At 70.5% G+C, this 13,014-nt stretch carries 7 protein-coding genes; 3 read left to right on the top strand and 4 right to left on the bottom strand.

Going from position 1 to position 13,014, the window contains the following annotated elements:
- Positions 1–260: 260 nt before the first annotated feature.
- Positions 261–1,262: an SDR family oxidoreductase gene (locus AB4Z27_RS20390; RefSeq protein WP_092301554.1), complete on the top strand. Its 1,002-nt coding sequence runs from the start codon at positions 261–263 to the stop codon at positions 1,260–1,262.
- Positions 1,263–1,290: 28 nt separating this feature from the next.
- On the opposite strand, the gene treY is transcribed toward AB4Z27_RS20390, so the two are convergent.
- The 4 genes from treY to AB4Z27_RS20370 all read right to left on the bottom strand — a co-directional run bounded on the left by treY (position 1,291) and on the right by AB4Z27_RS20370 (position 10,322).
- Complete coding sequence (gene treY, locus AB4Z27_RS20385; protein WP_441645106.1) at positions 1,291–3,873, bottom strand: malto-oligosyltrehalose synthase; 2,583 nt, start codon at positions 3,871–3,873, stop codon at positions 1,291–1,293.
- Positions 3,870–5,813 carry a malto-oligosyltrehalose trehalohydrolase gene (gene treZ / locus AB4Z27_RS20380; RefSeq protein ID WP_092301551.1) on the bottom strand — a complete coding sequence of 648 codons (1,944 nt, stop codon included), beginning with the start codon at positions 5,811–5,813 and terminating at the stop codon, positions 3,870–3,872. Before treZ ends, treY begins: the two co-directional genes overlap by 4 nt.
- A 15-nt stretch (positions 5,814–5,828) precedes the next feature.
- Positions 5,829–7,433 carry a glycogen synthase GlgA gene (glgA, locus tag AB4Z27_RS20375; RefSeq protein WP_255370993.1) on the bottom strand — a complete coding sequence of 535 codons (1,605 nt, stop codon included), beginning with the start codon at positions 7,431–7,433 and terminating at the stop codon, positions 5,829–5,831.
- 363 nt (positions 7,434–7,796) lie between these two features.
- The gene (locus AB4Z27_RS20370) at positions 7,797–10,322 is read right to left on the bottom strand and encodes a glycogen/starch/alpha-glucan phosphorylase (RefSeq protein WP_441645105.1); all 2,526 of its coding nucleotides are present in this window, start codon (positions 10,320–10,322) and stop codon (positions 7,797–7,799) included.
- Positions 10,323–10,566: 244 nt separating this feature from the next.
- Between AB4Z27_RS20370 and AB4Z27_RS20365 the strand changes: the two genes are divergently transcribed.
- Together AB4Z27_RS20365 and AB4Z27_RS20360 are read left to right on the top strand one after the other, a co-directional pair.
- Positions 10,567–10,749 (top strand): hypothetical protein, encoded by a 183-nt coding sequence (locus AB4Z27_RS20365; protein WP_092301406.1) that lies wholly within the window; start codon positions 10,567–10,569, stop codon positions 10,747–10,749.
- Between the two features lie 256 nt (positions 10,750–11,005).
- Positions 11,006–12,952, top strand: a complete 1,947-nt coding sequence (locus AB4Z27_RS20360; protein WP_441645104.1) for a PAS domain-containing hybrid sensor histidine kinase/response regulator — start codon at positions 11,006–11,008, stop codon at positions 12,950–12,952.
- The last annotated feature ends 62 nt before the right edge of the window (positions 12,953–13,014 follow it).

Raw genomic sequence — 13,014 nt, 5'->3', positions numbered from 1 at the left:
CTTTCAGCTTATGCAGCACACGCCGCTTGCGAAAGCGGGAGCCGTCCTACACGCCGCCCCTTACCCGTTGTTGTAATTCCTGACAGCCSATGCTGCGCCGCACATCGGCGTGTCGCCGCCGCCAGCCGGGAACGGGACTTGCGGACTCGACAGGGGAGACACGCCACAGTGTCGTCAGCGTCAACAGTGCGCCCGCAGCAGCCCGGATGCCCGCGCGCCGCATCCCATCCGAACCGGGCCTGGCAGAGGACGACACGGAAATGAGACCCCTGAAACCAATTGGCTCGCAGGTCATCGTGCTGACGGGTGCCACCAGCGGCGTAGGCCTGATCACGGCGCGCAAGGCGGCCGCCGCCGGCGCCCGGCTCGTGCTGGCGGCGCGCAGCGAGGACGTGCTGCACAAGCTGGCCGAGGAGTTGCGCGAAACCGGGACCGAGGTCATCACCGTCAGGACCGACGTGGGCAACCAGGACGACGTGGCCAGGCTSGCCGAGGCGGCCATCGAGCGCTTCGGCGGCTTCGACACCTGGGTCAACAATGCCGGCGTGACGATCTTCGGCCGCCATGACGACGTGCCGCTGGAAGACCAGCGCCGCCTGTTCGACACCAACTACTGGGGCGTGGTGCACGGCTCGCTGGCCGCCGCCACGCACCTGCGCCAGCATGGCGGGGCGATCATCAACATGGGTAGCGAGGCCTCCGACTGCGCCATGCCGCTGCAGGGCGCCTACGCGGCGTCCCAGCACGCCATCAAGGGCTTCACGGACACCCTGCGGCTGGAACTGGAGCAGGAGAAGGCACCGATCTCGGTAACGCTGATCAAACCGGCCGGGCTGGAGACGCCCATGGTCAGCCACGCCAAGAACTTCCTGCATGTGGAGCCGAAACTGGCGGCGCCGCTCTATGACCCCGCGATGGCCGCCGACGCGATCCTGTTCGCCGCCGCGCACCCGCGCCGGGACATGTTCGTGGGCGCCTCCGCCAAGGCGTTCTCGGCCGCCGCCTACCACGCGCCGCACGCGTTCGACCGCTTTATGAGTCGCTTCATGGGCCGCGCCCAGCAGACGCGCGACCCGGCCGGCCCGCGCGAGGACAACACGCTCTACGAGGCTGGCAACTGCCTGCGGGAGCGCACTGGCAACCGCAAGGCGATCCAGTCCTGCCCGTACACGACGTCGGCCCGGCATCCGCTGCTGACGACGGCGCTGATGGTGGGCGCGGCGGCGACGATGGCGGGGCTGGTGCAACTGAGGCGGCGCTAGGGTGAGAGGGTGCGGGCCGGTTGTCGATTCAAGCCCGCACCAGCAGCGCCACCGGCAGGCTGGCCAGCGCGTCCTTCACGCGCACATAGCCCGCGTGGGACGGCACCGCGTGGCCGGTCAGCACATCGACCCAATCCCCCTCGGCATGCAGCGCGGTGTCGCCCCAGCAATGGGGCGGAATGCGGGGTAGCGCCGGGTCCACATGGGCGGCGGCCAGCCGCGTCACGATGACCATCGCTTCCACCGGCCCGCAGCGGCGCGAGAACGCCAGCASCTGCGGCGCCAGCTTGCCSATCGCCGCCCGCGCCGTGTATTCGCCCCGGCTGAACAGCGCCGGCTGTTCGGCCCGGTACGCCAGCACCGATCGGATCACCTGCTGCTTGATGCGGCCGTCGCGCCAGCGCGCCAGCCACTGGGCCCAGCCAGCCCGGCAGTCCAACCGCGCCTGAAGCTGCGCGTAGTCCGGCGGGCGCCGGTTGTCCGGATCGACGAGGCTGAAGTCCCAGCCCTCGTTGCCCTGATAGCGGTCCGGCACGCCGGGCGCCGTCAGCGCGAGCAGGGTCTGGGCGAGGCTGTTGAGCGCGGCGGCCGGGCCGATCCGGTCCGCGAAGCGGCCGATCTGCTCCAGCACGCTGTCTTCGCCACCGGACCCCAACGCGGCGAGGAACGCTTCGCAGGCTGCCTCGTAGGCCTCGTCGGGATGGGTCCAGCTCCCGTGGCGCTTGGCTTCGCGGATGGCCTTGCGCTGCCACGCCAGAATCCGCTCGATGAAATCGCGCTGGGCGTCCTCGCTCGCCAGCGCGCCGGCCTCCGCCGGCCAGGCGCCCAGCAGCGTCTGGTAAAGCATTGCCCGATCGGTGCCATCCGGCCCCTTGGGGGAGGCCACCAGCAGCGGCCCGATCTGCGCTTCCCAGCCGGCCACGGCCTCGGCCCATGGCTGGGCGACCTCGCTCAGTACCGCCAGCCGCATGCGGGCATCCTCGCCGCGCTTGTGGTCGTGCGTGGCCACGGCCAGCATGGCGTGCGGCCAGTGCGCCTGCCGGTGCGCCATGCGCGCGTGGAACCGTTCCGGCGCCAGCGCCAGCGTGCCGGGAAAACTGCCGACTTCGTTACGGGACAGCAGCCGGCCGTAGCGATAGAAGGCGGTGTCCTCCGTGGATTTGGCCGCCAGCGCTGGCATGACCTGTTGCAGCCGGGTGCGGATGGCGCCGGCCGGAGTGTCGGCTGCGGCATCGCTTTGCAGGCAGCCCAGGAGGAAGTCGAGCGCCGCCGCCTTGTCCGGGGCGAGGTGGGTGCGCGCCTGCCCGGCGGCGCTGGCGACCATCGCGTCGTCGAAGGCTGGCTCGCCGGCCACGCCGGTGTAGTAGCTCCGATAAACCGGCACCGCCGCGAGGAAAGCGGTCAGCGCGTGGCGCAGCGCGTGGGCGGTGAGGTCGCGCGTGGCCGGCACCGACCGCGCCAGCGCGTGCAGGCGGGTGCAGACCGCGTCGATCTCGGCCACGAGATGCCGGGCGATCACGCGGTGGCGGGCCGACTTCACATAGTCGGGGTAGGGCCGGCTGTCGCCGCTGATGCGCATCCAGAGCATGTTCAGCGCGCCTTCGCCGCTGGCGTCGTGGAGTACGGCGGACACCTCGTCCATGAAGTCGTAGCCGGTGGTGCCGTCCACGCCCCAGTCGGCCGGCAGCGGTTCGTCCTCGCCCAGGATCTTCTCCACCACGATCCACGGGTGCGCGCGGGCCCCCTCGGCGGGGCGGCCGGGGCGCAGCATGTCCAGCCGGGCGCGAAGCTGCCGGCAGTAGCCAGCGGGGTCGGCCAGCCCATCGACATGATCGACGCGCAGCCCGTCCACCCAGCCTTCGGCATAGAGGCGGAAGGCCAGCGCGTGGACGGCCTCGAACACGTCCGCGTTTTCCTCCCTCACGCCAACCAGCTCGGTGATCTCGAAAAAGCGCCGCCAGGTCAGTTCGGCGGCGCCAGTGCGCCACCACGCCAGCCGGTAGTGCTGGCGCTCCAGCAGCGCGTGCAGGGCTTCCGGGGTGCCCGGCGCGGCCATGTCGAGCATGGGCTCGGCCAGCGGCAGGCTGTGGTCGCCATAGCGCAGCGTGGCCGGGCCGCCGGGCGGGCGCTCCAGCTTGAGCGCGCCGGAGGTCAGCGTGTCCCAGTACGGATCGCCGAGGATCGGCAGCAGCACCTTGCCCTGCAGCGCGGGGTCGGCGGGCTGCCAGTCGATGTCGAAGACCTGCGCATGGGCGCTGCGCTGGCCGTGTGCGAGCACGTCGCGCCACCAGCCGTTGTGCGTGGCATCGGCCGCCATGTGGTTGGGCACGATGTCCACCACCAGGCCCAGCCCCGCCGCGCGGGCGCGCGTGGCCAGCGCCAGCAGGCCATCTTCGCCGCCCAGTTCCGGGTTGACCTGCGTGAAGTCGGTGACGTCGTAGCCGTGCGTGGAGCCGGGGCGCGCGGTGGTGACCGGCGACAGGTACAGGTGGCTGACGCCCAGCCCGGCGTAATAGGGCACCAGCGCCTCGGCATCGGCAAAGGTGAACCCGGCGTGCAGCTGGAGGCGCGCGGTGGCGCGCGGCACCCCGGCGTGGTCGAGRTCGCTCATGGATGTTGCAGGCAGGTCACRCAGCAGTGTTCGGGGAGCGTGCCGGCGGCCAGCGTGGCGATGGCGCCGGGCTGGCTGGCGTGGATCATCGCGCCGCCGTCACAGTCGACCACCACGGGTTCCTCGCCCAGATTGAGCCAGATCGACAGCCAGCTGCCGTCGCCCAGCCGCCAGCGCGCCACGAGGGCCTTGTCGCCCAGCACGGTCACGCCCTCGGCGCGGGCGTTGCGCAGGCGCGGCATCAGCTCGTTGCGGCGGATCGACAGCAACTCGCCGTAGTAGTGGTGCCACGCGCGGCAATAGCCGTCGGTGTCGTCACAGATCGGGCGGGACGCCTCGAAGGTCTCCGGCGCGTTGGGATCGGCGATCTGCGCCGAGCGGGTGTCGTCGCGGAAGGCTTCGGACGCCGCGAACTCGCGCCGGCGGCCATCGCGCACGGCCTGCGCCAGTTCGGGCGGGTGATCGGTGAAGTACAGGAACGGCGTGCGCGCGCCGTGCTCCTCGCCCATGAAGACGAGCGGGATCTGTGGGCAGAGCAGTTGCAGCGCCACGGCGGCGCGCAGCGCGTCCGGCTCCGCCAGGCTGGCCAGCCGCTCGCCGAAGGCGCGGTTGCCGGTCTGGTCGTGGTTCTGRAGGAAGGTGACGAAGGCCGTCGGCGGCAGTTGCGCGCTGGGCTGGCCGCGCCGCACCTCGCGGCCCTGCAGCGGGCCGTTCTCGTCGCCGGAGCGATGGGGCGATACCTCGCCCTGCCACGCGAAGCCTTCGGCCAGCACCCGGGCGAGGTGGTGGATGGGCGCCGTACTTGCGTCGGCAGCCACGGTCTCGGGCAGGCCGGCGTGGTACTCCCTGTAGTAGCCGTCATGCTCGCCGGTCAGCAGCACGTGCAGCGCGTGGTGGGCGTCGTCGTTCCACTGGGCGTCGTAGCCGGCGGCCAGCAGTGCGGCGTCGTTGTGGTCGTTCTCCAGCACCAGATGCAGATGGCGGCCCGGCAGGCAATGGCGCAGGTCGTGCGCCAGTTGCGGCAGCCAGCCTTCGTCCTCGATGGCGTGCACGGCGTCCAGCCGCAGTCCGTCGAAGCGGAACGATTCCAGCCAGTAGCGCGCGCTCTCGCCAAAGAACCGCCGCACCTCGGGGCGCCGGAAATCGATGGCCGGCCCCCACGGGGTCTGGCGGTCGTCGCGGAAAAAGCCGCTGGCGTAGCGGTGCAGATAGTTGCCCTCGGGGCCGAAGTGGTTGTAGACCACATCGAGCAGCACCATCATGCCCAGCCCGTGCGCGGTGTCGACCAGCGTGCGCAGGTCGTCCGGCGTGCCATAGCTGCGCTCGGGCGCGAACGGCAGCACGCCGTCATAGCCCCAGTTGCGCGCGCCGGGAAACTCGGCCAGCGGCATCAGTTCGATGGCGGTGAAGCCCAGCGCGGCCAGCCGGTGCAGTTGCGCGGTGGCGCCGGCGTAGCCGCCGGCCAGCCCCACGTGCATTTCATAGATCACGGCCTCGTGCCAGGGGCGCCCGCGCCATTCGGTGTGATGCCACGCGAACGGCTCGGCCGGCTGGCACAGCACGCTGGCGCCGTGCACGTCCTCGGCCTGAAGCCGGGAGGCGGGGTCCGGCACGATGGTGCCGTCGTCGAGCCGGAACCAGTAGCGCGCGCCGTCGCAGCAGGCGGTCACGGCTTCGAACCAGCCGTGCTCGGTGGGCGCCATCATCACCGGCGCCATGCCGGCCACTTCGAGCCGCACGGGCTGGTCCTCCGCGGCGGCGTCCGGCGCCCAGAGGCGGAAGCGCACGCGGCCATCGGCCAGCCGCACCGGGCCGAAGCGGTAGGATTCGGCGCTTTCATCGTCACATGGCAGCAGGCGCGTGTCCGCGCCGAGCGTCTGCCATTGCGGAACCGGGGGCACGGGCCTGGCGCCGGTACCGGGCGCGGGCATGGCATACATCATGGTGCGCTACCTTCAGGCCGGCAGGCCCGGTGTGACCGGTTCCACGGCGGGCGTGGGCAGGGCGGGACGAGGGGCGCGCGACGGACGCGCGGCGGGGGCCGCCACGGCATCCGGCAGCGGGGCGGGTACTGCGGCGGGAACATGGGCGAGGGCCGGCGCCAGCGCGCGGTACATCGCCAGATACTGTTGCGCCGGACCTTCCCAGCCGAACTCCGTCTGCATGCCGGCACGCTGCATCGCGCGCCAGTGGCGGGGGCGGTGGAACCAGTCTAGTGCGCGCGTGATGGCGGCGCCCATCGTTTCGACCGAATCGCCATCGAAGACGATGCCGGTGGCGCGGGGAGCAGGCAAGGCATCCTCGCCCACATCGCGCACGGTGTCAGCCATGCCGCCCACGCGGGAGACGATGGGCACTGTGCCGTAGCGCATGGCGTAGACCGGGGTCAGGCCGAATGGCTCGAAGCGGCTGCCGTGCAGCAGGGCGTCCGCGCCGGCGTGGAGCAGGTGGGCGTCTTCCTCGCGATAGCCGATGGAGATGCCCACGCGGTCCGGGTGGCGGGCGCCGAGCGCGCGGTAGGCCGCCTCCAGCGCCGGATCGCCGCAGCCGAGCACCGCGAACTGCACATGGTCATGGCGGCGCAGCGCCGCCTCCATCGCCAGCACGGCCACATCGGCCATTTTCTGGTGGGTGAGCCGGCTGCCCATGGCGATCAGGGGCCGGTCCGGCGCCTGCGCCAGGCCGTGGCGCGCCTGCAGCGCGGCCTTGCAGGCGCGCTTGCCGGCGAGGTCGCGGGCGTCGTAGCGCTGCGGCAGCAGGCGGTCGGCGCGGGGCGACCACGCGTCCGTGTCCACGCCATTGGGAATGGCGCCGAGCACCTCGGCGCGGTGGCGCAGCAGGCCGTCCAGCCCATGGCCGAAGGGTTCGGTGAGGATCTCGCGCGCATAGGTGTGGCTCACCGTGGTCACGCGGTCCGCGTAGCGGATACCGGCCTTCAGGAAATTGACCTTGCCCCAGAACTCGATGCCATCCGGCGTCAGGCAGGCCGGCGGCAGGCCCAGCGCGGCGGCGCGCTCCATCGGAAACACGCCCTGGAAGGCGAGGTTGTGGATGGTGGCCACGGTGGGCACCGGCAGGCCGCGCGCGCGCATCAGCAGTGGCGTGAGCGCCGCATGCCAGTCGTGCGCGTGGACCAGTTGCGGCGCCGGCAGCGGGGTCTCGCCGGCGGCGATGAGCGTGGCGGCGTGGGCCAGTGCGGCGAAGCGCTGGGCGTTGTCGCAGAAGTCGCGCCCGGTGGCGTCTACATAGAGCGAGCCGGGCCGGTCATAGAGCGAGGGGCAGTCCAGCAGCACCACGCGCACGCCGCTATCGGGCGTCTGGCCTTCCAGCAGCCGCGCCGGGCTGTGGCCGGGCGGCAGCGCCATCGGCAGCCGGATCGCGCCGAGGCTGCGCAACTGCTTCGCCGCCGCCATGGCCCGGGGATAACCGGGCATCAGGATCGTGACATCGGCGCCGCGCTGATGCAGCGCCTGCGCCAGTCCGCCCACCACATCCGCCAGCCCGCCGGTCTTTGCCAGGGGGTGCGCCTCTGCCGCCACAAACAGGATGTTCGCGTTCAAGATGAGACTCCGCTTCCAGGTCGGTTGGAAACGAACGCGCGGGCGGCTTGCCTGCCGCCATCGCGCCGGGTTCGTTCTTCTTGGCTTGCCTGCGCATTGCGCCACCGCGCACGGGGGCGCCGATCCGCTGGGGCCGGAAGGCGGCGGATGGCGAGCGAACAACCCGGGGTGCGAAGGGGCGCAGAAAATCGCGCGGCTTCAGCAATGCGAACTCCGTGCCAGCATGCTGCACTGCGTGACGGGCGCGCCGCGTCGTGGCTGGTGGGGACGGCGGCGGCCCGGCAGGGCGGGGTTGTGTATAAGGTGCCCGCCCGGTTGTAGAAACTACCGCGCCTGCTGCCGTCGAAGAGCCATCGACAACATTTACGATCCACTGCCCCCGCAGCGCTCGCTGAAGGTGTCGATGCCTTCGGCCTCCGCAAGACGGGCGCCTTGCACCTGCCCGCTGGACCGGTGCAGCAGGCACACCGGCACCGCCCGTGCGCGCCAGACGCGCTGGCAGTACTGCTCGATCGCCCGGTCGGACGAGAACCGCCCCGAGCGCGCGCTGGAGAGCACGGACATGCGTTGCCAGCGCTCGTTGTCGACGTAGGCGGCCGAGACCTGCTGCTGGCAGTGCAGGTAGGAGGCGAAGTCGGCCATCAGCAGGTAGGGGTCGTGCTGGAGCAGGCCGTCGAACAGCGGGCGGAACACGGCGGCGTCGCCCTTCGAGAAGAAGCCGTGCTGGATCAGGTCCACCACCGCGCGCAGCTCGGGGCTGCTGTCGTAGTAGGTGGAGGGGTGGTAGCCGGCGGCCTTGAGCGCGTAGACCTCGGACGCGTTGAGGCCGAACGGGAAGAAGTTGTCGGCGCCGATGGCGTCGCGCAGCTCGATATTGGCGCCATCCATGGTGCCGATGGTGATGGCGCCGTTCATCGCGAACTTCATGTTGCCGGTGCCGGAGGCCTCCTTGCCGGCCAGCGAGATCTGCTCGGAGAGGTCGGCGGCGGGGTAGATCTTCTGGCCGTGGGTGACGTTGAAGTTGGGCAGGAATACCACCTTGAGGCGGTCTCGCACCTGCGGGTCGCGGTTGACCACGCCCGCCACCGAGGTGACGAAGCGGATCATCAGCTTGGCGTAGTGGTAGCCGGGCGCGGCCTTGCCGGCGAACAGGAAGGTGCGCGGCTGCACGTCCGCGTGCGGATCGGACTTGATGCGGTGGTAGAGCGCGATGATATGGAGCACGGCCAGGTGCTGGCGCTTGTACTCGTGGATGCGCTTGACCATCACGTCGAACATCGAGTCCGGGTCCACCACCACGCCGGTGGTGTCGCGCACGAGGCGAGCCAGGTCCTGCTTGTTCTCGCGCCGCACGGCCTGCCAGCGTTCCCGGAAGGCGGGGTCGTCGGCGTACGGCTCCAGCGCCTGGATCTGGTCGAGGTCCTTGATCCAGCCGTCGCCGATGGCTTCGCTGACCAGCCGCGTCAGCCGGGGATTGGCCAGCGCCAGCCAGCGGCGCGGCGTGASGCCGTTGGTGATGCTGGTGAACTTCTCCGGCCACATCTCGTAGAGATCCTTGAGCACGTCCTCGCGCATCAGCCGGGAGTGCAGCTCCGCCACCCCGTTGATGGTGTGACTGCCAACGCACGCCAGATGGGCCATGCGCACGTGCCGCTCGCCGTGCTCGCTGATCAGCGAGAGCCGCGCCAGCCGCGATTCATCGCCATAGAAGCGGATGCGTACCTCGTCCAGGAAGCGCGCGTTGATCTCGTAGATGATTTCCAGGTGGCGCGGCAGGATGCGCTGGAACAGCGGCAGCGGCCATTGCTCCAGCGCCTCCGGCAGCAGGGTGTGGTTGGTGTAGGCGAAGGCGCGGCGGGTGATGTGCCAGGCTTCGTCCCAGGCCAGGTCATGGTCGTCGATCAGCAGCCGCATCAGCTCGGCAATGCCCACCGCCGGGTGGGTGTCGTTGAGCTGCACCGTGAACTTCTCGGGGAAGCGCGTGACCGGCAGGCCCTGCGTGGCCAGCAGGCGCAGCATGTCCTGCAGCGAGCAGGACACGAAGAAGTACTGCTGCTCCAGCCGCAACTCCTTGCCCTGCTGGGTCTCGTCGTTGGGGTAGAGCACCTTGGTGAGGTTCTCCGACGTCACTTTCTTGTTCACCGCGCCGAGATAATCGCCCCGGTTGAAGGTGTGGAAGTCGAACGCCTCGGTGGCTTCCGCGCGCCACAGCCGCAGCGTGTTGACCGTGTTGACGCGGTAGCCGAGGATCGGCGAGTCGAACGGCACCCCCACCACCATCTTGGCCGGCACCCAGCGCACGCGGTAGCGGCCCCGGTCGTCGGTGTAGTGCTCGGTATGGCCGCCCAGCCGCACCTCCACCGCCCATTCGGAGCGCTGGATCTCCCACGGATTGCCGTTGCGCAGCCACGTGTCGGTGCTCTCCACCTGCATGCCGTCGATGATGCTCTGGTGGAAGATGCCGTACTCGTAGCGGATGCCGTAGCCCAGCGCCGGAATCTCCAGCGTGGCGAGCGAATCCATGAAGCAGGCYGCCAGTCGCCCCAGGCCGCCGTTGCCGAGGCCGGGCTCCTCCTCCTGCGCGAGGATATGGTCGAGGTCCAGGTTGAGCGCGGCCATGGCGGCGCGCACTTCGTCCGCGATGCCGAGGTTGACGAGGTTGTTGCCGAGGTGCGGCCCCATCAGGAATTCGGCGGACAGGTAGGCCACCGTGCGCGACGGCTGGCTCTGGTAGGCCTCGGCGGTGCTGATCCAGCGCTGCACCAGGCGGTCGCGCACGGTGTGGGCGAGCGCCTGGTAGAGGTCGTTGCCGCTGGCGTGGCTGGGCACCATGCCCTGGGTGTAGAACACGTGATCGAGAAAGGCCCGCCGGATGGTGGCGCTGGACATCGACGTCCGGGTGTCGTCCGAGTGTTCGGCCGCGGGAGAGGGACCAGAGGGACCAGCGGGACCAGCGGGACCAGAAGGGCCGGAAGGGGCTGGCCGCAGCCGGGATGCTTCGTTCATCACTTGGCTCCTGAAAGGCTGAAAAAGCTGGCTGGTATGGAAACTGCTGCCTTGTCGGGGGTGTCTACCTGTGGGTGTCCTACCCATGGGTGTTCCACCCATTCCCTGCGACGACGAGGCCCCCAGCATGTCGAACCATATTCCGCATGATCCCGCGCGCCGGCCCGACCGCCGGCCCGACCAGTGTCCCGACCACAACAAGGAGAAGGGAGACCAGCCCGCGCGCAACCTGCCCGACAAGCATCCGGTGCCGCCTTCCGTGAAGCGGCACAACAGCGAATCGGACGAGCCGCCCGTCGAGAATTACTGAAACGGTTCATTATCGACAGACCCCCGGCGGCGCCGTCTGGTTCACCCCCGGCGGCGCCCTCACCTCGTCCATGGCGCGGGCGTGAGCACCGTCTATGATGAAAGCGCCGGTGCTCACGCCGGCGGGAGTCGTGCTCCCAAATCGTGCTCCCACCTACGGGCCGGGATAACCGCCATCCCCCGGTCCCTCCAGGTTGGCTTCCAAGAATAGCCGCGACTGCGCCATAAGAGAGGGAGTTCCTATGCCGGATCGGCAGATGCCGGGCCTCGCATCCATGGGTGAGGGGGCCCGTGCCGCCGCAGGCGCCATGCATGACACGGCGCCCCTTGCTCCGCGCGCGAGTGCCTGGCTCGCCGCGCTGGATGACGTCGCCATCTTCGACCTCACGCCCGAGGGCTGCGTGCGCACGTGGTCCGAGGCCGCCGAACGTGCCTTGCTCTACACCGCCGACGAGGTGACCGGCTGCCAGCTCGCCCGCTTCCACACCCCCGAATCGATCCAGTCCGGCGAGCCCGCGCGCCTGCTGGACACCGCCCGTACGCTGGGCCGGGCCGAGGAACGCGGCTGGCGCGTGCGCCGCGACGGCACCGCGTTCTACGCCGCCGTGGTGATCCAGGCCATCAATGACGCCGATGGCGCCCCGGACGGCTTCGCGGTGGTCTATCGCGACATCACCATCCGCTACGCCGCCGAGGAACGCGCCCGGGAGGTGGAGGCGCGCCACCAGCAACTGCTCGACACGCTGCACGAGCAGGCAGTCTGCGAACTCGGGTTCGATGGCGAGATCCGCGTCTGGAATGCYGGCGCGACGGCGCTGTTCGGCTACAGCCCGGAGGCGGCGGTGGGCCGGCCGGTCTCGCTGCTGTATTCCCGCCAGGACGTGGCCAGCGGCCATGACCTCGCCACGCTGGGCGAGGTGCGCACCAACGGCCAGTGGACCGGCGAGGCGCGCCTGCAGCGGCAGGACGGCATGCTGGTGCGCTGCCATATYCGGCAGGCGCTGCTGCGCGACGCCGGCGGCTGCCCGGTCGGCATCCTGTGGACCGCGCGCGATATGTCTGACATGGCCCGGCTCGAGGAACTGGAGGGCGCCGGCCGGCGCGTGCAGGCCTTCCTCGCCATCCTGGCCCACGAGCTGCGCAATCCGCTGGCGCCCATCCGCAACGCCGTGGACGTGATCCGCCTGACGCCCTCGACGGACACGCGCATCCGCCACTGCGCCGAAATCATCGGCCGCCAGCTGCAACTGCTGACGCGGCTGGTCGCCGATTTGATGGAYGTGGGCCGCGTCACCACGGGCAAGCTCAAGGTGCAGCCGGTGCCGACGATGGTCAACGACATCGTCACGTCKGCSGTGGAGGCCATCCGGCCCGCGCTGGACGCGGCGGGGCAGAGCCTCTCGCTCACGCTGCCCGCCGGCCCGGTCTTCGTCAATGCCGACGCCGGGCGGCTGGGGCAGGTGCTCTCGAACCTGCTGAGCAACGCCACCAAGTACACGCCGCGTGGCGGCGCCGTCTCGATCCACATGACCACCGAAGGTGGCAACGTGATCACGGCGATTGGCGACTCGGGCAAGGGCATCGCGCCGGAGGCGCTSGACCGCATCTTCAACCTGTTCGCGCAGGAGGGCGATGATGGCGAGCGCGGCGGCGGGCTCGGCATCGGSCTGGCGCTGGCGCGCGCCGTGGTGGAAGCGCATGGCGGCGCCATCCAGGCCAGCAGCGGCGGGCCGGGGCGCGGCAGCACCTTCACCGTGATCCTGCCGGAGGTGGAAATGGACGGCGCCACCGTGCCGCGCGCAACCGCCACCGATTGCACCGGGCTGCGCATCCTGATCGTGGATGACAGCGCSGACTCCGCCGACAGCATGGCCGAACTGCTGACCGTGCTCGGCCACGACGCCCGGCCGGCCTACAGCGGCATGCAGGCGCTGGAACTGGTGCGCGGCTTCGCCCCGGACGTGGTGCTGCTCGACCTGGAGATGCCGGACATGAACGGCTTCGAGGTGCTGGCGGTGCTGCGGCCCGATCCGGCCAACACCGCCAATGCCGATGGCACCSGCCCGCGCATCTTCGCCCTGACCGGGCACGGCACGTCGGACGACCGCAAGCGCACGCTGGCGGCCGGCTTCGATGAGCACCTCGTCAAGCCGCTGTCGATCGAGACACTGTGCCGGGCGCTGGCGGGGGATGGGGCGGGGTGAGCGTGGTGGGTGGCTTGATGCGCCGCCCCTCTCCCCCGGCCCCTCTCCCAGGGGGAGAGGGG

Source organism: Cupriavidus sp. KB_39, assembly GCF_052114485.1.
Lineage (GTDB): Bacteria > Pseudomonadota > Gammaproteobacteria > Burkholderiales > Burkholderiaceae > Cupriavidus.
Note: the sequence above shows the minus strand (reverse complement) of the source record. Positions and strands in the feature narration are given on the sequence as shown.